Source organism: Actinomadura macrotermitis (assembly GCF_009604375.1).
Classification (GTDB): Bacteria; Actinomycetota; Actinomycetes; order Streptosporangiales; family Streptosporangiaceae; genus Spirillospora; species Spirillospora macrotermitis.
The window spans coordinates 2,212,088-2,234,107 of the sequence record NZ_WEGH01000001.1 but is presented as its reverse complement, the minus strand read 5'-3'; the positions used below and the strand labels follow the sequence as shown (position 1 = coordinate 2,234,107).

Here is a 22,020-nt window from a genome sequence, read left to right as displayed (position 1 = left end):
AGCCCCAGACATGCAGCGCTGCGATTATCTGCTGTCCCAGCTAGACGTCCTCGAAGCCGAGTCCATCCAGATCATCCGGGAGGTGGCGGCCGAGTTCGAACGCCCGGTCCTGCTGTTCTCCGGCGGCAAGGACAGCATCGTGATGCTGCGCCTGGCCCAGAAGGCGTTCTGGCCCGCCCCGGTGCCCTTCCCCGTCATGCACGTCGACACCGGCCACAACTTCCCCGAGGTCATCGAGTACCGCGACCGCCGCGTCGCCGAGACCGGCGTCCGCCTCGTCGTCGCCTCGGTGCAGGACTCCATCGACGCCGGCCGCGTGGTGGAGGAGACCGGCCGCCGCGCCAGCCGCAACCGGCTGCAGACCACCACGCTGCTGGACGCGATCGAGGAGCACCGCTTCGACGCCGCGTTCGGCGGCGCCCGCCGCGACGAGGAGAAGGCCCGCGCCAAGGAGCGCGTGGTGTCCTTCCGCGACGAGTTCGGGCAGTGGGACCCCAAGAACCAGCGCCCCGAGCTGTGGAACCTGTACAACACCCGGATCCGCCAGGGCGAGCACGTGCGGGTGTTCCCGCTGTCCAACTGGACCGAGCTGGACATCTGGGACTACATCCGGCGCGAGGAGCTGGAGCTGCCCTCGATCTACTTCGCGCACGAGCGGCGCGTGTTCGAGCGCGACGGCATGCTGCTGGCCGACATCGAGTACGCCAACCGCGGCGACGACGAGCCGGCGTTCACCGCCACCGTCCGCTACCGCACCGTCGGCGACGCGTCCTGCACCGGCGCGGTCAAGTCGTCCGCGACCACCCTGGACGAGGTCATCGAGGAGATCGCGGCGACGCGCATCACCGAGCGCGGCCAGACCCGCGCCGACGACCGGGCCAGCGAGGCCGCCATGGAGGACCGCAAGAAGGAGGGCTACTTCTAATGGCCGCCCACAACATGGACATCCTGCGGTTCGCCACGGCGGGCAGCGTCGACGACGGCAAGTCCACCCTGATCGGGCGGCTGCTGTTCGACTCCAAGTCGATCTTCGAGGACCAGCTGGAGTCGGTGGAGCGCACCAGCGCCGACCGCGGCGAGGAGTACACCAACCTCGCGCTGCTCACCGACGGCCTGCGCGCCGAGCGCGAGCAGGGCATCACCATCGACGTGGCCTACCGCTACTTCGCCACGCCGCGGCGCAAGTTCATCATCGCCGACACCCCCGGGCACATCCAGTACACCCGCAACATGGTCACCGGCGCCTCCACCGCCGACCTGGCGATCATCCTGGTGGACGCGCGCAAGGGCATCCTGGAGCAGTCGCGCCGGCACGCCTTCCTGGCGACCCTGCTGAAGGTGCCGCACCTGGTCGTGGCGGTGAACAAGATGGACCTGGTCGCCTACGACCAGGCCGTCTACGAGTCGATCGTGGACGAGTTCACCGCGTTCGCGTCCAAGCTGGAGATCACCGACCTGTCCTTCATCCCGCTGTCGGCGCTGCACGGCGACAACGTGGTGGAGCGGTCGGTGAACATGCCCTGGTACGAGGGCAGCTCGCTGCTGCACCACCTGGAGCACGTGCACATCGCCTCCGACCGCAACCTGATCGACGTGCGGTTCCCGGTGCAGTACGTGATCCGGCCGCACGCCTCCACCGACCCCGAGCTGCACGACTACCGCGGCTACGCGGGCCAGGTCGCCGGCGGGGTGCTGAAGCCCGGCGACGAGGTGGTGCACCTGCCGTCGGGGCTCACCACCACCATCGCCCACATCGACGGGCCCGCCGGGCCCGTCGCCGAGGCCTACCCGCCGATGTCGGTGACGCTGCGCCTGGCCGACGACATCGACATCTCCCGCGGCGACATGATCGCCCGGCCGAACAACCGGCCCGAGGTCGCCCAGGACCTGGAGGCGATGGTCTGCTGGATGACCCCCGACCGGCAGCTGACGCCGCGCACCCGGCTGGTGCTGAAGCACACCACCCGCACCGCCAAGGCGATGGTCAAGGACCTGAACTACCGGCTGGACGTCAACACCCTGCACCGCGACGAGCAGGCCACCGGCCTCGGCCTGAACGAGATCGGCCGGATCTCGCTGCGGGTCACCCAGCCGCTGTTCGTCGACGACTACGGCCGCAACCGGCTGACCGGCGGCTTCATCCTCATCGACGAGGCCACCAACAACACCGTCGGCGCCGGAATGATCATCGGCGCGAAGTAGGACGCCCGGGAGGGCGGGCGGGTTCACGGCCCCTACCGGCCAGCGCGTTCCCGGCCTAGGGGAACGCCAAGGCCGGGTAATGTCGGGGGCGCAATCCTCCCCCTGGCACCACTGGAGCCACCGTGAACCAGCCCGTCCCGCCGGGACCGCCTCCCCGGACCGCCGCGTGAAGGCGCTCGTGCTGGCGGGCGGCGCCGGATCCCGGCTGCGCCCGATCACCCACACCTCGGCCAAGCAGCTCGTCCCGGTCGCCAACAAGCCGGTGCTGTTCTACGGCCTGGAGGCCATCCGCGACGCCGGCATCACCGAGGTCGGCATCGTCGTCGGCGACACCGCCGCCGAGATCCAGGGCGCCGTCGGCGACGGCTCGGCGTTCGGCCTGCAGGTCACCTACCTGCCGCAGGACGCCCCCCGCGGCCTCGCGCACGCCGTCCTCATCGCCCGCGACTTCCTCGGCGGCGACGACTTCGTCATGTACCTGGGCGACAACTTCATCGTCGGCGGCATCAGCGACCTGGTCGGGCGGTTCCGCGCCGAGCGGCCGCAGGCGCAGATCATGCTCACCCGCGTGTCGGACCCGCGCGCGTTCGGCGTCGCCGAGCTCGACGCCGCCGGCCGCGTCGTCGGCCTGGAGGAGAAGCCGGCCGAGCCCAAGAGCGACCTGGCGCTGGTCGGCGTCTACATCTTCAGCGCCGCGGTGCACGAGGCCGTCGCGCGGCTGAAGCCGTCCTGGCGCGACGAGCTGGAGATCACCGACGCGATCCAGGGCCTCATCGACGACGGGCTGCGGGTGGAGTCCACCGTCATCTCCGGCTACTGGAAGGACACCGGCAACGTCACCGACATGCTGGAGGTCAACCGGCTGGTGCTGGAGAGCGTCGAACCCTGTGTGCAGGGGCGGGTGGACGAGACCAGCGAGCTGATCGGCCGGGTGGTCGTCGAGGAGGGCGCGACCGTCACCGGGTCGCGCATCGTCGGCCCCGCCATCGTCGGCGCCGGCAGCACCGTCCGCGACTCCTACGTCGGCCCCTTCACCTCCATCGACCGCGACTGCGCGGTCATCGACAGCGAGATCGAGTACTCGATCGTGCTGCGCGGCGCCTCCATCGACGGCGTCGGCCGCATCGAGGTCTCGCTCATCGGCCGCGAGGCCCGCGTCACCCCCGCCCCCCGCGTCCCCAAAGCCCACCGCCTCGTCCTGGGAGACCACAGCACCGTGCAGATCAGCAAATGACCCGCGTCCTGGTCACCGGCGGCGCCGGTTTCATCGGATCGCAGTACGTGCGCGACCTGGTCGCCGGCGCCTACCCGGCGTTCGCCGGCGCCGAGGTCACCGTGCTGGACAAGCTCACCTACGCCGGCAACCTGGCCAACCTGGAGCCCGCCGAGGGCGGCTTCACGTTCGTGCGCGGCGACATCTGCGACGCCGCGCTGCTGGCGGAGCTGGTGCCCGGCCACGACGTGGTGCTGAACTTCGCCGCCGAGTCGCACGTCGACCGGTCGATCGCCAGCGCCGGGGAATTCGTGCGCACCAACGTGCTCGGCGTGCAGACGCTCATGCAGGCGTGCCTGGACGCCGGCACCCCGCGCGTGGTGCAGGTGTCCACCGACGAGGTGTACGGCAGCATCGACGCCGGGTCGTGGGACGAGGACGCGCCGCTCGCGCCGAACTCGCCCTACTCGGCCGCCAAGGCCGGCGGCGACATGATCGCGCGGGCGTACGCGCGCACCCACGGGCTGCCGGTCAGCATCACCCGCTGCGGCAACAACTACGGGCCGTACCAGTTCCCCGAGAAGGTCATCCCGCTGTTCGCCACCAACCTGATGGACGGGCGGTCCGTGCCGCTGTACGGCGACGGCGGCAACGTCCGCGACTGGATCCACGCCGCCGACCACTGCCGCGGCATCCAGCTGGTCGCCGAGCGCGGCGAGCCGGGCGCGGTCTACCACATCGCCGGCACCGCCGAGCTGACGAACCTGGAGCTGACGCAGCGGCTGCTGGACGCGCTCGGCGCCGGCTGGGACCGGGTGGAGCGGGTGCCCGACCGCAAGGGCCACGACCGCCGCTACTCGCTGGACGACGCCAGGCTGCGCGCCCTCGGCTACGCGCCGCGGGTGTCGTTCGAGGACGGCCTGGCCGAGACGGTCCGCTGGTACGCCGACAACCGCGCCTGGTGGGAGCCGCTGAAGAAGCGCGCCGAGGACGCCAGTTGAGCGAGCCGGAGGGGCGCGGCGTCGTCTGGACTGAGGAGCTTGCGACGAGGGAAGACGGCGCCGTAAGGCGCCCTGTAGGCGAGCGGGGAGCACAGTGCGAGCCGGAGGGGCGCGGCGTCGTCTGGACTGAGGAGCTTGCGACGAGGGAAGACGGCGCCGTAAGGCGCCCTGTAGGCGAGCGGGGAGCACAGTGACCTGGATGGTGACGGGGGCCGGGGGGATGCTCGGCACCGAGCTGGTGGGGCGGCTGCGCGCGCGCGGCGCGGACGTCGTCGCGCTGGACCGCGCCGAGCTGGACCTGCTCGACCCGGGCGCGGTGCGCGAGGCGCTGGCGCGGCACCGGCCCGAGGTGATCGTCAACTGCGCCGCGTGGACGGCCGTCGACGACGCCGAGGCCGACGAGGACGCCGCGCTGGCGGTCAACGGGACGGCGGTGGCGGCGCTCGCCGACTGCGACGCCCGCCTGGTCCAGATCTCCACCGACTACGTCTTCGACGGCACCGCGACCGAGCCGTACGCCGAGGACGCGCCCGTCGCGCCCGTCAACGCCTACGGCCGCACCAAGCTGGCCGGGGAGCTGGCCGCCAAGGACGGCTACATCGTCCGCACGGCGTGGCTGTACGGCGCGCACGGCCCGAACTTCGTCCGCACGATGATGCGGCTGGCCGCCGAGCGCGACACCGTCGAGGTCGTCGACGACCAGCTCGGCCAGCCGACGTGGACCGGCGACCTGGCCGAGCAGGTCATCGCGCTCGGCCTCTCCGGCGCGCCGCCCGGCGTCTACCACGGCACCAACGGCGGGCGGACGTCCTGGTACGGCCTGGCCCGCGAGGTGTTCGCGCTGCTCGGCCTCGACCCCGAGCGGGTGCGGCCGACCAGCAGCGAGAAGTTCCCGCGCCCGGCGCCGCGGCCGGCGTTCAGCGTCCTCGGGCACGACCGGTGGGCGGCGGCGGGCCTGGCCCCGATGCGCGACTGGCGCGAGGCCCTGCACGCCGCCTGGCCGGGCCTCAGCCTCTGAGGGAGGCGTAGAAGTCCAGGCACTCCTCGTAGTCGGGGAGCAGGCCGGACTTCTGCGCGTCCGCCAGCGACGGCGCCGCGGCGTCCTTGTCCGACAGGACCGGCTCGATGCCGGCGGGCCACGCGATGGCCAGGTCGGGGTCCAGCGGGTGCACGCCGTGCTCGCGGCCGGGGTTGTAGCCCTCCGAGCACAGGTAGACGACGGTGGTGTCGTCCTCCAGCGCCAGGAACGCGTGCCCGAGCCCTTCGGCGATGTAGAGGCAGCGGCGATTCTGCCCGTCCAGCCGGACGGCCTCCCAGCGGCCGAACGTGGGGGAGCCGACGCGCAGGTCGACCACGACGTCCAGCAGCGCGCCGCGCAGGCAGGTGATGTATTTGGCCTGGCCCGGCGGGACGTCGGCGAAGTGCACGCCGCGCAGCGCCCCGCGCGCCGACACCGAGCAGTTGGCCTGCTCCAGCTTCAGGTCGTAGCCGGTGTGCTCGCGGAGCAGGTCCGCGCGGAACCATTCGTGGAACGAGCCTCGATCGTCGCCATGGATACGAGGTGAGAACAAAAGTGCGCCATTGATGCCGAGTGGTTCCACATGCGGAAGAATGCCACACGCTCGCAGTGGAGGGGGAACGCGTGGAGATGGTCGCCAGTCGTCGGCTGTGTGGCGTCACGGCCTTGGGGCAGGGCGTGGCCTTCGCCCTGATGGCCGCGGCCCCCGCGATGGCCGCTCCCGATCCCGCCGCGACCAGCACCCCGGTGCCCGCCGGCGTCTTCCGCGCGGCGCTGGCGTCCCCCGCCGCGCTGGTGCCCGGCGCCGCGCACGCCGACGCGTGGTGGACCTTCGAGCCCGGCAAGGGCAGGGTGTACGCGCTCGGCGCCGACGGCCGCACCACCGCCGCCTTCACCGCCCCCGGGGTGCCGCGGGTGAGCGCCCTCGCCGTCGCCAGGGGCGACGGCGGCGGCGGGACGCTGGTGTTCGGCGACCTGGAGGGCGCCAAGGACACCGTGACGCTGTACCGCGCCGCCGAGCCCGCGAACCTGGCCGGCGGGAAGCTGGCGGTCAAGGCCTACAAGGTCCGCTTCCCCGACGGCGTGCACAACGGCGGCGTGCTCGCCGCCGACCCCGCCGAGGGCCGCGTCTACCTCATCACCCGCGGCACGAACGCCGCGGGCGTCTACGCGCTGCCCGCCGCGCTCGGCCAGCAGGCCGACAACCGGCTGACCCGGGTGCGGCGGCTGCCGTTCGCCGTCCGGGGCGCCGCGTTCACCCCCGACGGGCGGCTCGTGCTGCGCACCCCCGACGCGGTGCGGGTCCTCGGCGGCGTCCGCGACCGCGTCACCCATGTGCTGCGCTTCACCGGCTCCGGCGCCGCGTTCGGCGTCACCGCCGACGGCCGCCGGGCGCTCGTGGCCGACGCGGGGGCCAGGCCGCGGCTGCGGGCGGTCGCGCTGCCGGGGGCGTCCAGGCAGGCCTCGCGGGACCCCCAGGAGCCCGCGCCGGCGCCGGTGCCGCTCGCCGACCGGCAGCCGCAGCCGATCGACCTGCCCGAGCGGAGCGGCCTGCCCGGCGGCCTGCTCGGCACCGGCGCGCTCGCCGGGCTGGTGCTGCTAGGCGTGCTGGGCGGCGTCAGCTACCTGCACGGGCGCCGCCACGGCGGCTGACGGCGCGCCGGCCGCCACCGGGTCGCCGCCCTGGCGGCGCAGCGTCTCGGCCCACCCCACCAGGACCAGCAGCCAGATGCCCGACACGTTGGCGGGCGCGGCCAGGCCCTCGGTCGTCATGCCGTCGACCAGGAAGAACGCCAAGATGCCGAGGAGCATCCCGGCGTCGGCGCGCAGCGTGCGGTGCCGCGTCATGAACAGCAGCACCATGGCGAGGGTGAGCAGCAGCACCGCCAGCACCGCCGCGCCGAGCGCGCCCTGGTCGACCAGCGCGTTGACGAACGCGTTGTGGCCGCCGCCGAGGCCGATGTCCTCCAGGAACAGGCCGCGGGACGCGCCGAGCCCCCGGCCGAAGATCGGCGACTCGGCGTAGGCCTTCATCGCCAGCGACCACAGCTCGGTCCGCGAGTTCAGCGAGGCGAGCTTCTCGGCGGACTCGCCGCGCGACACGAACGCCATGATCTTGTCGGCGAAGGCGAGCGTGCCCAGCACCGCGACGGCCGTGCCGACCACCACCACGTCCACCCGCCCCTTGGTGCCGCGGGCGGTGGCGAGCAGCACCACCAGCCCCGCGGCGCAGCCGAGCGCGGCGCCGCGGGTGCCCGTGGCGACCAGCGCGCCGCCGAGCACCGCCAGCGCGCCGAGGTAGGCGGCGGGGTGCCAGAGCCGCTCGTGCGGGCCGCCCCAGCGGACCAGGTAGCCGACGGTCAGCAGCAGCGCGACGCCCAGGTACACGCCGGCGATCACCGGGTGCACGTAGAGCCAGTTGAAGCGGTCCTCGGTGTGCTTGGTGCGCGGGAACGGGTGCGCGACGCCGACGCAGACCGACACCAGCACCACGCCGATGAACGCGTGCGCGAGCCGCCGCAGGTCGGCCGGGGTGGCGCGGGACGCGATCCGCTGCGCCACCAGCATGGTGATCAGCAGCTGGGTGCCGCGGACCAGGCCGAGCGACTTGAACGGCGACCAGGCCGCCGACAGCGCCACGTACCCGGCGAACGTCCACGCCGCGAACAGCAGCCCCGTCGTCTTGCGGGTGGGCGACCGCAGCCCGAACCGGTACACCAGGAACAGCGCCGCCGCCCCGTAGACGCCGATCTCCATCAGCACGGTCAGGTCGGCGCTGCCGCCGACGGCCTGGTCCACCTCGCGGCTGCGCAGCTTGTAGTCGCTGGCGAGCATCAGGGCGAGCGGCAGCGCCATCGTCCACAGCCCGGCGGACGGCGCGGGCGGCCGCCGGCCCGGGATCAGCACCGGGCGGGGGAAGGTCATGCGTGGCTCCGTTGGTTCGGGCGGGGGCCTCAGGAGATCCAGGCGCCCTGGTGCAGGGTGCCCGGAGGCCGCTTCACGAGCGCGGCGATCGGGGCGGGCAGCGGCCGGGGGCGCCCGCTCCTCTCCTGCCCGGTCCCCTCGCGGAAGCGCTCCGGGCCCGGGTAGCCGGTGGGCGTACCGCCCCGCCCCGCCCACAGGATCGGTGTGCCCCGGCCCCCAGAATAGGCGTTGCCGTCGATGACCAGCCCCATCCCGGCGGCGCCCCCGCCGGTGGCGTCCTCCACGCACAGGGCGCACCGCGCGCCGGGACGGCCCGCGCCGAACACGTTGTTCCCGACGGTGACCTTCTCGGCGCGCCAGGTCATCTCCGGATCGGCGCCCTTGTACCGCGGGTCGCCGCCGGGCGTGCCGGGCGCGCCCTTGACCCGGCGGTCCTGCACGATCCACAGCCCGCGCTCGTTGCCGGCCACGGTGTTGTTCCAGATCTGCACGTCGGAGGTGTCGTTGACCTTCATGCCGGCGCCGTCGTTGCCGCGGGCGACGTTCCCGGCGACCACGGCCCTGGCGCTCAGCTCCAGCACGAAGCCGTGGTCGGCGTTGCGGACGGCCTTGTCGGCGACCAGGGCGATGTCGCGGACCGACTCGTCCAGCCAGAAGCCCTTGCCGAAGTTGTCGGCGGCGACGCTGTGCTCGATCGTCACCTTCCGCGACCGGGTGATCTTCACGCCGCCCGAGACCGGCGCGTACTTGAAGTGCTCGGTGTTGTTGCCGTCCGCGCGGACCGCGCTCAGCCGCAGGTCGTCGGCGTAGTTGCCGTGCACGCCGAGCAGGCCGTTGCGCGACGCGGTGACCTTGGTCAGCCGGGCGCCGCCGGCGAGCACGCTGAGGCCGGTCGTCGCCGACTCGGTCACCGCGACGTTCTCCACGCCCACCCCGGCCGCGGCGATCTTCACCGTGCCCAGCTGGGGGAGCGCGGTGGCGTAGCGGCGCACCCCGAACCCGCGCAGCACCGACCCGGCGCCGCGCACGGTGACGGCCTCGCCGAGGGTGCTCGCCCGCACGTCGTGGCCGCGCGGGTCCGAGCCCATGACCAGCCGCCCGGCCTGCTCGTCGACGTAGAAGGCGCCGCCCTTCACCTCCGCGCGGGAACCGACCTGGCGCTGCGCCGCCCCGTCGACCCACAGCTGGTCGGGGTGGCTCGCCATCGGATGCTGCGGCGACACGAACTGGAACTCGGGATCGGCGCTCGGCCTGGCGCCGGCGGTGTAGGTGGGGCTGGCGTCGAACCGGGCCGTCCAGCCGTCGGACTCCCAGGCGCCGTCGCGGGCCGCCCAACGCCGCACGGGCGAGCTGCCGTCGAACCAGACGGCCTCGCGCGGGTAGGCCTGCACCGTCAGCCGCTTGCCCGCCGGGATCGTCACCGTCTCGTGGTAGACGCCGCCGCGCAGCACGACCGTGCCCTTGTCGCCGGCCGCGGCGACGGCCTTGGCGACCGTCCGCAGCGGCCTGGCGAGCGTGCCGTCGGCGCCGTCGTCGCCCTGCGGGGACACCACGACCGCGTCGCGCGGCACCGCGTAGCCGGTGGTGCCGACCTCCTCGGCGCCCGCCGGCCCGGCGGACGCCTCGGCGGCCGGCCGCGGCCGCGGCCCGTCACCGGGGAACTGCCAGCCGAGCACGCCGGCGCCGACGGCCGCCGGCAGCGCCAGCGCCTTGACGATCAGAGCCCGCCGCGAACCGTGCGACATGAGGCGACCCCCACCCCCTGGGAACCGGGACCTCGAAAGTACCCCGTACGGAACGGTCCGGTCAGTGCCGCAGCGAACCGGCGAACACGGCCGTCTTGTGCTTGTCGTCGAACGAGACGCCCAGCACCACGTTCTTGTAGCCGGCCGGCGGCAGCACGAACGCGTACGAGGCCGCCTTGGACCCGCCCGCGGCGACGGTGCCGTAGAAGTCGTTCAGGTTCGCGTACGAGGTGGGGCTGGCCTGCGTCTTCTTCGGCCCGTACCGCGCCACCACGCGGACCTTGTTGAGGTCCAGCGGCGCGCCGGACCCGTTGCTGAAGCGCAGCGTGAAGATCGTCAGCTGCTGCCCGGTGATCTCGCCGGGCCCCTTGGCCTTGTCGCGCACGTAGCGGATGCCGGCGACCGACACGCTGATCTTGTCGCCGTAGGTGACGGGCTTGCGCAGCCCGCCAGAGGACTTCAGCGACGTGGCGCCCGGCGCCGCGGTCGCCTCCGACTCCGGCTGCGGCGTGGAGGCGGGCGGCGGCGGTCCGGTCTTGCCGTCCGCCTTCTTCTTGTCGCCTCCGCCGCACCCGGTCAGCGCCAAGGCCAGGGCGAGCACGGCACCGGCGGCGGCGACATGCCGCGGCGTACACGGACCCTGGTGACGCATGCGGATTTCCCCTCGCTTGGTCGGTGAACGGCCAGTCTAGAGGCGTCTGACGCGGAATATGGCCATGTGGCGAAGGTGCATCCGTTACTCTCGCATGGCCTTCCGATGACTCTGTGACACATCGGGAGGCGAGGGGACAGGGGGATCTCATGTACAGACTCCGCCGGCGTGATCTCGCCGCGGTCGTCACCGCCACCATCGCCATCACCACCGGCGCCGCGCTGCTCGGCGCGTCCACCGTGCCGGCGGGGGCCGGCACCGACCCGTCGGCGGGGACCGCGCCGACCGTCAGCGCCGACGCGCTGCCGACCTGGCAGGTCGACGGCGTGGTGTGGAGCATGGCCACGGTCGGCACCACCGTCTACGCGGCGGGCCGGTTCACCAAGGCCCGGCCGCCGGGCGCCAAGGCCGGTGACCCGCGCGAGGTCGCCCGCACCAACATCCTGGCGTTCGACCTGGTCACCGGCGAGCTGGACACCTCGTTCGTGCACACGCTGAACGGGCAGGGGCTGCGGGTGGTGGCGTCCCCCGACGGCAAGCGGGTGTACGTCGGCGGCGAGTTCACCGCCGTCGACGGGCAGACCCGCAACCGCGTCGCGGCGTTCGACACCGCCACCGGGGCGCTGGACCCCGCCTTCAAGCCGTCGCTGTCCAACAAGGTCATGGCGATCGCCGCGACCGCCGACACCGTCTACCTCGGCGGCAACTTCTTCGCCTCCAACGGCGCGACGCGGACCCGCCTCACCGCGGTGCGCGCGTCCGACGGCGCCAACGTCGACGCCTGGAAGCCGGTCGCCGACGACGAGGTCATGGCGATGGCGCTCGCGCCCGGCGGCGCCCGCGTCGTCATCGGCGGCAAGTTCCAGCAGCTCAACGGCACCGCCAAGGTCGGCGTCGGCGCGGTCGACGCCGCCACCGGCGCGCTCGCCCCCTGGAGCAGCCGGCCCGTCCCGACCCGCAAGGACCCCAAGACCGCCACCTCGTGGGTGACGGACCTGGTCGTCTCCGGCGACACCGTGTACGGGTCGGCGAACGGCGAGGGCCAGCACTGGTACGACGGCCGGTTCGCCGCCAAGGCCGCGACCGGCGACCTGGTGTGGCTGGACAACTGCTACGGCGCGACCTACGGGATGTTCGTCCAGGACAAGGCCGTCTACAGCGTCTCGCACGCGCACGACTGCTCCTCGCTCGGCGCGTTCACCGAGACCTCTCCGCAGACCTGGCACCGGGCCCTGGCAGAGACCACCGAGGCGACCGGCGTGGACCGGTCGCTGCCAGGTACCAGCGGCAACTACAGGCAGCAGCCGACGCCGTCGCTGCTGCACTGGTACCCGACGCTGTCCCCCGGCGAAGTCTCCGGGCAGGGGCAGGCCGCCTGGGCGATCACCGGCAACGACGCCTACGTCGCCATGGGCGGCGAGTTCCCGTCCGTGAACGGCAAGGGGCAGCAGGGGCTCGTCCGGTTCGCCGTGCGGGACAAGGCCGCCAACCGGTCCGGGCCGCAGGACCTCGGCACGCCGGTCGCGACGGCGCTGCCGGGCCGGGTGCGGGTGGCGTGGAAGCCCGCCTGGGACATGGACGACCGCGAGCTGAAGTACGAGGTGTACCGCGACGGCGGCGCGACGCCGATCGCGGTCCTGGACCGGGCGTCGACGTTCTGGGACCGGGCCGACGTCGCCTACTTCGACACCGCGGCCGGCAGCCACACCTACAAGGTCAAGGTGCGGGACGCGTTCGGGAACGCCGTCACCAGCGCCGCGTCCAACGCCGCCGCGCCCGCCGCGGGCAGTGCCGGCGGATACGCCGCCGAGGTCACCGCGGACGGCGCCTCCGGCCTGTGGCGGCTCGGCGAGGGCAGCGGCGCCGTCCGCGACCAGGCGGGCGGGGCCGACCTCGCCCTCGGCACCGGCGTCGTCCGCGGCCAGACCGGCGCGATCAAGAACGACGGCGACCGCGCCACCGCGTTCGCCGGCACCTCGGCGGGCACCGCCGCGAGCCCGGCCGGGTACGCGCCGGCGAACCTCACCGTCGAGGCGTGGGTGAAGACGACGTCCAAGACCGGCGGCAAGATCGTCGGGTTCGGCGACAAGAACACCACCGCCAGCGGCACCGCCGACCGGCACCTGTACCTGACCAACGACGGCCGCGTGGTGTTCGGCGCCGCGCCCGGCGGCGTCAAGACCGCGGTGCAGAGCGCCACCGGCCTGAACAACGGCCAGTGGCACCACGTCGCCGGCACCCTCGACGGCTCCGGGATGAAGCTCTACGTCGACGGCAAGCAGGCCGCCGCGAACACCGCGGTGAAGGCGGGGCTGCACTACAAGGGCTACTGGCGGGTCGGCGGCGACACCCTCACCGGCTGGCCGTCCGCGCCCACCAGCGCCTACCTGAACGGCACGATCGACGAGGTCGCGGTCTACCCGAAGGCGCTGACCGCCGCGCAGATCGCCCGGCACCGCGGCGTCGGCACCGGCGCCGTCGCCGCGAACAAGGCGCCGGTCGCGGCGTTCACCGCGTCCTGCGACCGGCTCGACTGCGCCTTCGACGCCGCCGCCTCGGCCGACGCCGACGGCACCGTCGCGTCCTACGCCTGGGACTTCGGCGACGGGAGGACCGGTACGGGCGCCAAGCCGGCCCACGCCTACACCGAGGCCGGCACCTACCAGGTGCGGCTCACGGTGACCGACGACCGGGGCGCCACGGCGCAGACGGTCCGCACCGTGCGGGCCACGTCCCCGACCCTGGCCGTCGACGGGTTCGACCGCGCGGTCTCCGCGGGCTTCGGCACCGCCCCGACCGGCGGCGCCTGGACCGCCACCGGCACGGCGGGCGCCCTGTCGGTCGCCGGCGGCGCCGGGCGGATCGCCCTCGCCGCCGCCAAGGACGGCGCGGGCGCCTACCTCAACTCCGTCGCGGCCCCCGACGCCGACCTGGCCTTCCAGGTCGCCACCGACAAGGAGGGCACCGGCAACGGCGTCTACGTGTGGGCGGCGGGCCGCCGGGTGAGCGGCGCGGGCGAGTACCGCGCCCGCGTCCGCCTGCTGCCCGCGGGCAAGGTCGCGCTCCAGCTCAGCCGCTTCGACGCCGCCGGCGCCGAGACGGCGATCGCCCCCGAGCAGACCCTGGACGGCGTCGCCTACACGCCGGGCACGCCGCTGAACCTGCGGGTCCAGGTCGCGGGGGCTGCGCCGACCACGCTGAAGGCCAAGGCGTGGACGGGCACCGAACCCGCCGGCTGGCAGGCCACCGCCACCGACTCCACCGCGGGCCTGCAGACCGAGGGGAGCGTCGGCGTGCGCACCTACCTGGCGGGCAACGCCACCGGCGTCCCGGTCACGGTCACGGTCGACGACGTGAAGGCGACCCGCGTCGCCGGCTGACCACCTCCGGCCATCCACCACGCGCCCCGGCGGCCCTCCAGGCCGCCGGGGCGCGTGCGTTGCGGCGGGCGGGAATTCCAGCGGCGAATGGCGGGCGATTCAGGGTAAGAGACCCTGTTTAACGGGTTAAGAGGTACTGTTCCCGGGTTTGCGATGGATCTTATGCATTAGCATCTCTTGACCGGAGTGGCCGATGGGGCCGCCCGGGGCATTTGGGCAGGGGATCTACTCGTGCGAGCTCACGTTCTTCAGCGCCGTGCCGGACGACGCGCGGGCCTGGCGGCCGCGGCGGCCGTCTCGCTCGCCGGCGCCCTCGTCATGCCGCTCGCGTCCGCCGGGGCCGACACCGCCCCGCCGGCCGGCACACCCGCCACCGTCACCGCCGACGCGCTGCCGACGTGGCAGGTCAACGGCGTCGTGTGGAGCATGGCCACCGTCGGCAACACCGTCTACGCGACGGGCAACTTCACCAAGGCCCGCCCGCCGGGCACCAAGATCGGGGACGCCAAGGAGGTCGCGCGCAAGAACCTGCTCGCCTTCAACCTCACCACCGGCAACCTGATCACCTCGTTCGACCACACGCTGGACGGCCAGGGGCTGCGCGTGGTGGCCTCGCCGGACGGCAAGCGGGTCTACGTCGGCGGCGAGTTCACCACGGTGGACGGCAAGCCGCGCAGCAGGCTGGCCGCGTTCGACACCGCCACCGGCGCCCTGGTGCCGAACTTCGCGCCGAAGGTGTCCAACAAGATCCGCGGCATCGCCGCGACGAACAGCACCGTCTACTTCGGCGGCAACTTCTTCAACGTCAACGGCAAGTCCCGGACCCGCCTGGCGGCGGTGAAGGCGGCCGACGGCACCAACGTCGACACCTGGAAGCCGACCGCCAACGACGACGAGGTGTACGCCCTGGCCATCGCGCCCGGCGGCACCCGGGTCATCATCGGCGGCAAGTTCCAGCAGCTGAACGCCACCCCCAAGGTCGGCGTCGGCGCGGTCGACGCGACCACCGGCGCGCTGGCCCCCTGGAGCAGCCGCCCGATCCCGACGCGGATCAGCAAGGAGGCCGGCTCCTACGTCACCGACCTGACCGTCTCCGGTGACGTGGTGTACGGGGCGGCCAACGGCGACGGCGGGCACTGGTTCGACGGCCGGTTCGCCGCCAAGGCCGCGACCGGCGACCTGGTGTGGCTGGACAACTGCTACGGCGCGACCTACGGCGTCTACGTGAAGGACAAGGCGCTCTACAGCGTCTCGCACGCGCACGACTGCTCCTCGGTGGGCACCTTCCCCGAGACGTACCCGAAGCAGACCTGGCACCGCGCGCTCGCCGAGACCACCTACGCGACCGGCACCGACCAGGCCCCGCCCGGGTCGAACAGCAACTACAGCAGGCAGCCGATCCCGACGCAGCTGCACTGGTACCCGTCGCTGACCCCCGCCGCGGCCAAGCTCGTGGACGCGACGCCGGGCACGGTCGTGGTGACCGGTGCCGCCCAGGCCGCCTGGACGGTCACCGGCAACGGCGGCTACATCGCGATGGGCGGTGAGTTCCCCAAGGTCAACGGCAAGGCCCAGCAGGGCCTGGTCCGCTTCGCGGTGAAGGGCACGACGGCGGCCAAGCGCCAGCCGGAGGCGATCGCGGCGCCGACCGCGGCCAGGCAGTTCATGTCCCGCAAGATCAAGGTGTCCTGGAAGGCCACCTGGGACATGGACAACGCCTCGCTGACCTACGAGGTGCTGCGCGACGCGGGCACCACGCCGATCGGCAAGGTCACCCAGAAGTCGTCGTTCTGGAACCTGCCCTCGCTCAGCTTCACCGACACGACCCCGCCGGCGGGCGCCCACGCCTACCGGATCCGGGTGAAGGACGCCGACGGGAACGTCGTCACCAGCCCCGTGTCCAACGCGGTCCGCCCCTGATCAGGCACCTTTGACGAACGCGCCCCGGGCCTCGCGGCCCGGGGCGCGTTCTCGCTTCTCAGCGGCGGCGGAGCGCCTTGCGGGTGAGGCGCCGTGCCGCCAGGTCCGCGCAGAGGCGCTCGTAGGCGGCCGCGACGTCGTCCCACACGTAGCGTTCGGCGGCGCGCTTGCGGGCCGCGGCGCCCCGGTCGGCGGCGCGGCCCGGGTCGGCCTCGGCCGCCTCGATCTCGGCGGCCAGCGACGCGGCGTCGCCGAAGAAGCGGCCCGCGTCCTCGCCGAGCACCTCGCGGTTGAAGTTGACGTCGTAGGCCAGCACCGGCGCGCCCGCGCCCATCGCGCGCAGCAGCGACGGGTTGGTGCCGCCCACCGAGTGGCCGTGCACGTAGGACAGGGCGCCGGCGTACAGGGAGTCCAGCAGGTCCTGGTCCCACACGCCGCCGAGGAAGGTGATGCGCGGGTCGTCGCCCGCCAGTGCTTTCAGCCGCGCGGTGTACTCGTCGGCGTAGGGCGCCGACCCCACCACCACCAGCGGGCGGGTCGCGCTGCTGCGCCGGTACCCCTCGATCGCCAGGTGGACGTGGTTCTCCGGTTCGAACCGGGCCACGACCAGGTGGTACTCGCCGGGCGCGTAGCCGGCCTCGGTGAGCTTGGCGACGTCGGGGCGCTCCAGGATCGGCGCGCCGTAGGCGATGAACACCGACTCGGCGCCGAACCGCTCCCGGTAGTAGTCCTGGATGCCGCGCGCGTCGGCGATCAGCGCGTCGGACCAGCGCACCGCGAGGGCCTCGGCGGCGCGGTAGTAGCGCTGCCCGGCGCCGCTCCACTTGGTGCGCTTCCACTCCAGGCCGTCCACGTGGGTGGCGACCGGGATGCGCAGCGTGCGCAGGACCGGCAGCAGCGGGGCGTTGGCGGCGTTGAACACCAGGGCGACGTCGGCGCCGTCGCGGCCGATCTTCTCGCGGAACGCGTGCAGCACCGAGAAGCCGGTGTGGCTGAGGGTCTCGGCGACCTTCTTCTCGATGGCGGGCAGGTACACCAGCCGCATCCCGAGGTACTCGTCGCCGTGCCGCTCGCCGCGGCAGTAGACGGTCACCTCGTGGCCGGCGGCGACGAGCCGGCGGCCGATCTCCTCCACCGCGGTCTCGAAACCGCCGTAGCGCGCGGGCACCCCGCGAGTCCCTACCATGGCGATGCGCACCGCTGACCCCTTTTGACGCTTCACTTGTGCCGTGCTGACAATTCGCACAGGTTAGCGTCGCCGTCGGGGTCGTGCGGCTGGTTGCCGACGACGGAGTGTCCGGGACGGGTCGTTCGGGGGAACGGCCTGGACGGGCGTCACCGGCGCGGCATTAACCTGGTTTTGCGTTACGCAGGGGGCGGGATTACTCGGAGGTGGGTTCGGTGGGCGAGGGAGACGCGCGGGCCGTCGTGGTGCTGGCGCACCCGTCGCCCGATCTGTACGGGTCCGACCGGATGCTCATCGAGTCGGTGCGGGCGCTGGTCCCCGAGCGGCGGGTGCTGGTCACCCTGCCCGAGGACGGCCCGCTGGCGCCGGCGCTGCGAGAGGCCGGCGCGGAGGTGGTGATCCTCCCGGTGCCCGTGCTGCGCAAGGCGTACCTGACGCCGTTCGGGCTGGTGCGGCTCGCCGCCGCCGCGCTGAAGGCCCTGCCGGCGGCCCGCGCGCTGCTGCGCCGGGAGAAGGCCGCCGCCCTGTACGTGAACACCGTCACGATCCCGCTGTGGCTGGTCGCGGCGCGGCTGGCGCGGGTGCCCGCCCTCTGCCACGTGCACGAGGCCGAGGACGGCGTGCCGGGGCCGGTCAAGGCGGCGCTGTCGCTGCCGCTCCGCCTCGCCCGGACGGTCGTGGTGAACAGCCGCGCCAGCGCCGCCGCGCTCGGGTCCGCCGGACGCGGCAGCAGGATCATCTACAACGGGGTCGAGGCGCCCGGGGAGTTCACCGAGCCGCGCGGGAAGCCGGCGCCGCCCGCGCGGATCGTGCTGGTCGGCCGGCTGTCGCCGCGCAAGGGCTCCGACGTGGCGGTGCGGGCCGTCCGGCTGCTGCGCGAGCGCGGGCACGACGTCCGGCTGACGCTGGTCGGCGCCGTCTTCCCCGGCTACGAGTGGTTCGAGGAGGAGCTGCGCGCGGCGGCGGACGAGTCGGTGGAGTTCGCCGGCTTCCGCGCCTCGGTGGGCGCCTCGTTCGCCGAGGCCGACATCGCGATCGTGCCGTCCCGGGTCGAACCGTTCGGTAACGTCGCGGTGGAGGCCATGCTCGCCGGGCGGCCGGTCGTCGCGGCGGCCGCGCAGGGCCTGGTCGAGATCGTCGAGGACGGGGTGAACGGCGTGCTGGTCGCGCCGGACGACCCGGCCGCCCTCGCCGACGGCATCGCCCGCCTGCTGGACGACTGGGACCGGGCCCTCGCCATGGCCCGACACGCCCGCCAGGACGCCGCCCGGCGGTTCGGCAAGGACCGCTACCACCGCGAGCTGCGCGACGCCGTCGCCGGCCTGACCCACGCCCCCACGAGGACGCGATGACCGCTCAGACCCCCGCCACCCCCGAGATCAGCCTCGTCGAGGCCGTCTGGCGCTACCGGCTGATGTCGCTGCTGATCGTGCTGGCCAGCGTGCTGGCCGCGGTCGCGGCGACGCAGCTGCTGTTCAGCTCGGTCAGCGCCACCGCGCGGTTCGCGGTGACCGACCCCACCAACAACAACAACGTGCTGCGCAAGGGCGTGGTGTCGGCCCAGGGCTACACGACCTACACCGCGCAGCGCGCCGCGTTCGCCGGGTCCGCGCCGGTGCTGGCCCGCGCCGCCGAGATCGTCAAGAGCCGGCGCGGCCCGGCGCTGTCGGGCGAGGCGCTGCGCGGCCGGGTCAAGACCTCCAGCAAGCCCGACGGCGGCGTGGTGCTGGTCACCGGCACCGGCGGCAGCGGCGCGGAGGCGGCGCTGATCGCCAACTCGGTGGTGCAGGCCTACCAGGAGGTCACCGTCTCCTCCGACGTCGCCCGGCTGGACAAGCAGCTGAAGAACATGCAGGCGACGGAGAAGAAGATCACCGAGGAGATGGCCGCGACGCAGCCGGGCAGCCGCGCCCACCGGCTGCTCGCCGCGAACCTCACCAAGATCCAGACCCAGGAGAGCGGGGTGCTGTCGGCCCGCTCCAACGCCAACGACGGCGTGCAGTTCGTCGACACCGCCGACGCCGCGGACGGCTCGGGCAGCAAGCTCCCGCAGAACGCCGCGATCGGCTTCGCCATCGGCCTGATCCTGGCCTGCGTCATCTCGTTCCTGCGCGCCGCGGCCCGGTCGGGACGCGGCGGCGCGCCGGCCATGCCCGCCGCGCAGCCCATGATGCCCTCGCCGGCCCTCCCGGCCGCGCCTCCCGTGCCCGCCGCCCCCGCGATCAGCGGGCCGCGGCTGAACGGCGGGGCGTTCAACGGCAACGGCGCGGCCCCCGGCGGCCGGGCCGGCAGGGGCAAGGGCGCGCACGCCAGGCCGTCCGCGGACGGCCGCGACGCGCAGGCCAACAGCGATCTGCCGATCGCGCTGTGGACCGAGGACCGCCCCGAGCGGCCCGAGCGCCCCGTGCCCGGCCGCGCCGTGCCGGACCGCGCCGTGCCCGACGGCGGCGGCGACCCGACCCAGACCGCCGAGGACCTGACGGGCCGCATCGCCGAAAGCAAGAAGGGCGAGGGAAAAGCCGGCCGCGAAAGGGGCGCCGCGAAGGACGACCCCGCCGCGCTGATCCGCTACGACCTGGACAAGTGAGCCCCGCCGGGGGGCGGCTCGGCCGGCTGCTGTCGTCGGCGGGCGGCGCCGTCACCGTCCAGTTCGTCACCGCCGGCGGCAGCCTGCTCGTGCAGGCGCTCGCCGCGCGCAGCCTCGGCGCCGCCGGGTACGGCGCCTACGCGCTGCTGTTCGCCGTGCTCGTCATGATCACCTCGGTGCAGACCTCGTGGGTGGGCGACACCCTGACCGTCTTCGACCGGTTCGAACCGCGGATCCGCGGCGCGCTCATCTGGTCGGTCGCCGCGACGGTCGTGCTCGGCGCGGCCGTCGGCGCGGTGGTGTCGCTGGCCATGGGCGTCGCGGGCGCGGCCGGCACCGCCCTGTTCGCGCTGCTGGTGGCGCTCTGGCTGCTGAACGAGACCGGCCGCCGCGTCTTCACCGCCCGGATGGAGTTCTGGCGGCTGACCGCCAACGACGCCTGCTACCTGGTGGTCACGCTGGCCGCCCTCGGCGCCGCGCTCGGCGCCGGGACGGCGGCCTCGGTGGAGCTGCTGCTCGCCGCGATGTGCACGGGCTGCGCGGTGTCGATCGTGCTCGCCCGGCTGCGGCTGCCCGCCGCCGAGTACGCGCCGGCGCCGCTGCGCGGCACCGCCTTCCGGGAGATCGCCGCGTTCGCGGGGTGGCGGTCGGTGCAGGCCGGCATCCGGCCGACCGCGCTGCTGCTCGCCCGCGTCATGATCGCCGCGTTCGCGTCCACCGCCGCGCTGGCCGGGGTGGAGGCCGCGCGGCTGCTGCTCGCGCCCGCGCTGACGTTCGTCAACGGCGCGGGGTGGTTCCTGCTCGGCGACTTCGCCAAGGCCGAGCAGGCGGGCCGGCCGATGCGCGCGGCCCAGGCGGTGCGCGCGTGCGGGCTGATGGCGGGGATCGCGCTGGTGCTCAGCCTCGGCGGCGTCCTGCTGGTCGACTGGCTCGGCCCGCTGGTGACCGGCGGCTCGTTCGCCGTCGACGAGGTCGCGCTCGCCGGCTGGGGCCTGTACGCGGTCTGCTTCGCCTGCACGCTGCCGCTGGCGAGCCTGGCCACCGCCCGCAAGCGGTCCCGGACGGTCTTCACCATCCGCGCCGTGGAGGCGGGCACCGGCCTGGTCGTGCTGGCCGCGCTGCTCGCGGCCGACTCCGGCCGCGCCGCCGCCGCGCCGTACTGCCTGGGCGCGGGCGGCCTGGTCTCGGCGGCGCTGCTGTGGCGGATGCTGCGCAAGGGCGACCCGCCCCGGCAGCCCGTCCCGCCCGCGCCGGACGAGCAGCTGGTCGGCTAGCCGATCGGCGCGCGGGGCTTCTCCGCGGGCGCGGCGGCGGACGCGGCGCGGCGGCGCAGCACCAGCCACGCGCCCGTCGAGGCGGAGACGATCGCGACCAGGATCCAGGCGAGCGGCACCGCGGGCACGCCGAACATCTTCAGCGCCGAGGCGACCAGCACCACCACCAGCACCCGCCGGATGAGGGCGCCGGGCGCCCGCGAGGAGATCCGCGAACCGAGGTAGACGCCCGGGATCGACCCGGCCAGCAGCGCGAGGGTGACCTCCAGCTTGAAGTCGCCGAACAGCAGGTGGCCGAGCGCGGCCGACAGCACCAGCGGCACCGCCTGCAGCAGGTCGGTGCCGACCAGCTGCTTGGCCTGCAGCGACGGGTACAGCGCGAGCAGCGCCACGATGATCAGGGAGCCGGAGCCGACCGAGGTGATGCCGACGACCAGGCCGCCGAGCGCGCCGACCAGCACGGTCGGCACCTTGCGGATCTCGATCTCGGGGGCGGGCCCGTCGTCGTCCTTCGGGCCGCGGCCCTTCAGCGCCTGGTAGCCGCGCAGCACCAGGCCGCCGGCGGCGAGCAGCAGCGCGGCGCCGAGCGCGCGCTGGACGAAGTCCTGCACGCCCGCGCCGTCGCCGAGGGCCTTGGCGACCAGTACGCCGCAGAACGCGGCGGGCACCGACCCGGCGCACAGCCACGCCACCAGCCGCATGTTGATCGTGCCCTGCCGGTAGTGCACGGCGCTGCCGACCGGCTTCATCACGGCCGCCGCGACCAGGTCGCTGGAGACCGCGGTGAGCGGGCTGACGCCGAAGAACGCGACCAGCATGGGCGTCATCAGCGCGCCGCCGCCCATGCCGGTGAGCCCGACGATGATGGCGACCAGGAAGGAGCCGAGCGCCATCGTCCAATCGAAGTGCATCGCCAT

General features: G+C 73.9%; 17 protein-coding genes. 11 read left to right on the top strand and 6 right to left on the bottom strand.

All coding sequences use genetic code 11. The features are described 5' to 3' along the window. The first annotated feature begins 10 nt into the window (after positions 1–10). From cysD to rfbD, 5 genes are all read left to right on the top strand, one after another. A complete protein-coding gene (gene cysD, locus ACRB68_RS10250) occupies positions 11–925 on the top strand; it encodes a sulfate adenylyltransferase subunit CysD (RefSeq protein ID WP_153531851.1) in 915 nt (304 codons plus the stop codon). Positions 926–939: 14 nt separating this feature from the next. Further along, on the top strand, positions 940–2,202 hold the full coding sequence (locus ACRB68_RS10245; protein WP_153532521.1) for a sulfate adenylyltransferase subunit 1: 1,263 nt from the start codon (positions 940–942) through the stop codon (positions 2,200–2,202). A 166-nt stretch (positions 2,203–2,368) separates the two neighbouring features. Further along, positions 2,369–3,436, top strand: coding sequence for a glucose-1-phosphate thymidylyltransferase (locus ACRB68_RS10240; protein ID WP_328593994.1), 1,068 nt, complete (start codon positions 2,369–2,371; stop codon positions 3,434–3,436). Then, the gene (gene rfbB / locus ACRB68_RS10235; RefSeq protein ID WP_153531849.1) at positions 3,433–4,416 is read left to right on the top strand and encodes a dTDP-glucose 4,6-dehydratase; all 984 of its coding nucleotides are present in this window, start codon (positions 3,433–3,435) and stop codon (positions 4,414–4,416) included. The genes ACRB68_RS10240 and rfbB overlap by 4 nt, the downstream gene beginning before the upstream one ends. Before the next feature lie 199 nt (positions 4,417–4,615). Further along, entirely contained in the window at positions 4,616–5,434 is an 819-nt protein-coding gene (gene rfbD, locus ACRB68_RS10230) for a dTDP-4-dehydrorhamnose reductase (protein WP_153531848.1), read from the top strand. On the opposite strand, the gene ACRB68_RS10225 is transcribed toward rfbD, so the two are convergent. Further along, a complete protein-coding gene (locus ACRB68_RS10225; protein ID WP_328593993.1) occupies positions 5,424–6,017 on the bottom strand; it encodes a dTDP-4-dehydrorhamnose 3,5-epimerase family protein in 594 nt (197 codons plus the stop codon). The two genes, rfbD and ACRB68_RS10225, sit on opposite strands and share 11 nt — an antisense overlap. Before the next feature lie 95 nt (positions 6,018–6,112). Here ACRB68_RS10225 and ACRB68_RS10220 point away from each other — a divergent pair, with 95 nt between their 5' ends. Next, complete coding sequence (locus ACRB68_RS10220; protein WP_153531846.1) at positions 6,113–7,087, top strand: hypothetical protein; 975 nt, start codon at positions 6,113–6,115, stop codon at positions 7,085–7,087. Here ACRB68_RS10220 and ACRB68_RS10215 read toward each other — a convergent pair. The 3 genes from ACRB68_RS10215 to ACRB68_RS10205 all read right to left on the bottom strand — a co-directional run bounded on the left by ACRB68_RS10215 (position 7,034) and on the right by ACRB68_RS10205 (position 10,705). Next, complete coding sequence (locus tag ACRB68_RS10215; RefSeq protein WP_153531845.1) at positions 7,034–8,359, bottom strand: O-antigen ligase family protein; 1,326 nt, start codon at positions 8,357–8,359, stop codon at positions 7,034–7,036. The two genes, ACRB68_RS10220 and ACRB68_RS10215, sit on opposite strands and share 54 nt — an antisense overlap. Before the next feature lie 29 nt (positions 8,360–8,388). Then, positions 8,389–10,104: a right-handed parallel beta-helix repeat-containing protein gene (locus ACRB68_RS10210; protein WP_153531844.1), complete on the bottom strand. Its 1,716-nt coding sequence runs from the start codon at positions 10,102–10,104 to the stop codon at positions 8,389–8,391. A gap of 61 nt (positions 10,105–10,165) precedes the next feature. Next, complete coding sequence (locus ACRB68_RS10205; protein WP_153531843.1) at positions 10,166–10,705, bottom strand: hypothetical protein; 540 nt, start codon at positions 10,703–10,705, stop codon at positions 10,166–10,168. Between the two features lie 200 nt (positions 10,706–10,905). Between ACRB68_RS10205 and ACRB68_RS10200 the strand changes: the two genes are divergently transcribed. Next, positions 10,906–14,136 carry a LamG-like jellyroll fold domain-containing protein gene (locus ACRB68_RS10200; RefSeq protein WP_153531842.1) on the top strand — a complete coding sequence of 1,077 codons (3,231 nt, stop codon included), beginning with the start codon at positions 10,906–10,908 and terminating at the stop codon, positions 14,134–14,136. Positions 14,137–14,367: 231 nt separating this feature from the next. Next, positions 14,368–16,056 (top strand): PQQ-binding-like beta-propeller repeat protein, encoded by a 1,689-nt coding sequence (locus tag ACRB68_RS10195; RefSeq protein WP_153531841.1) that lies wholly within the window; start codon positions 14,368–14,370, stop codon positions 16,054–16,056. Positions 16,057–16,114: 58 nt separating this feature from the next. On the opposite strand, the gene ACRB68_RS10190 is transcribed toward ACRB68_RS10195, so the two are convergent. After that, positions 16,115–17,224 carry a DUF1972 domain-containing protein gene (locus tag ACRB68_RS10190; protein WP_207709622.1) on the bottom strand — a complete coding sequence of 370 codons (1,110 nt, stop codon included), beginning with the start codon at positions 17,222–17,224 and terminating at the stop codon, positions 16,115–16,117. A 233-nt stretch (positions 17,225–17,457) separates the two neighbouring features. Here ACRB68_RS10190 and ACRB68_RS10185 point away from each other — a divergent pair, with 233 nt between their 5' ends. The 3 genes from ACRB68_RS10185 to ACRB68_RS10175 are packed head-to-tail and all read left to right on the top strand — an operon-like array spanning position 17,458 to position 21,103. Then, complete coding sequence (locus ACRB68_RS10185) at positions 17,458–18,594, top strand: glycosyltransferase family 4 protein (RefSeq protein ID WP_328593992.1); 1,137 nt, start codon at positions 17,458–17,460, stop codon at positions 18,592–18,594. Then, the gene (locus ACRB68_RS10180) at positions 18,591–19,829 is read left to right on the top strand and encodes a GumC domain-containing protein (RefSeq protein WP_153531839.1); all 1,239 of its coding nucleotides are present in this window, start codon (positions 18,591–18,593) and stop codon (positions 19,827–19,829) included. The genes ACRB68_RS10185 and ACRB68_RS10180 overlap by 4 nt, the downstream gene beginning before the upstream one ends. After that, entirely contained in the window at positions 19,826–21,103 is a 1,278-nt protein-coding gene (locus ACRB68_RS10175) for a hypothetical protein (RefSeq protein ID WP_153531838.1), read from the top strand. The genes ACRB68_RS10180 and ACRB68_RS10175 overlap by 4 nt, the downstream gene beginning before the upstream one ends. On the opposite strand, the gene ACRB68_RS10170 is transcribed toward ACRB68_RS10175, so the two are convergent. Further along, complete coding sequence (locus ACRB68_RS10170) at positions 21,100–22,014, bottom strand: sulfite exporter TauE/SafE family protein (protein WP_235958811.1); 915 nt, start codon at positions 22,012–22,014, stop codon at positions 21,100–21,102. The genes ACRB68_RS10175 and ACRB68_RS10170 overlap by 4 nt on opposite strands. Between the last annotated feature and the right edge of the window lie 6 nt (positions 22,015–22,020).

Excerpts from the sequence above, each read along its gene's own strand:
- cysD (WP_153531851.1), top strand. The coding sequence starts at position 11 with ATGCAGCGCTGCGATTATCTGCTGTCCCAGCTAGACGTCCTCGAAGCC.
- ACRB68_RS10245 (WP_153532521.1), top strand. The coding sequence starts at position 940 with ATGGACATCCTGCGGTTCGCCACGGCGGGCAGCGTCGACGACGGCAAG.
- rfbB (WP_153531849.1), top strand. The coding sequence starts at position 3,433 with ATGACCCGCGTCCTGGTCACCGGCGGCGCCGGTTTCATCGGATCGCAG.
- rfbD (WP_153531848.1), top strand. The coding sequence starts at position 4,616 with ATGGTGACGGGGGCCGGGGGGATGCTCGGCACCGAGCTGGTGGGGCGG.
- ACRB68_RS10215 (WP_153531845.1), bottom strand. The coding sequence starts at position 8,359 with ATGACCTTCCCCCGCCCGGTGCTGATCCCGGGCCGGCGGCCGCCCGCG.
- ACRB68_RS10210 (WP_153531844.1), bottom strand. The coding sequence starts at position 10,104 with ATGTCGCACGGTTCGCGGCGGGCTCTGATCGTCAAGGCGCTGGCGCTG.
- ACRB68_RS10200 (WP_153531842.1), top strand. The coding sequence starts at position 10,906 with ATGTACAGACTCCGCCGGCGTGATCTCGCCGCGGTCGTCACCGCCACC.
- ACRB68_RS10180 (WP_153531839.1), top strand. The coding sequence starts at position 18,591 with ATGACCGCTCAGACCCCCGCCACCCCCGAGATCAGCCTCGTCGAGGCC.
- ACRB68_RS10170 (WP_235958811.1), bottom strand. The coding sequence starts at position 22,014 with ATGCACTTCGATTGGACGATGGCGCTCGGCTCCTTCCTGGTCGCCATC.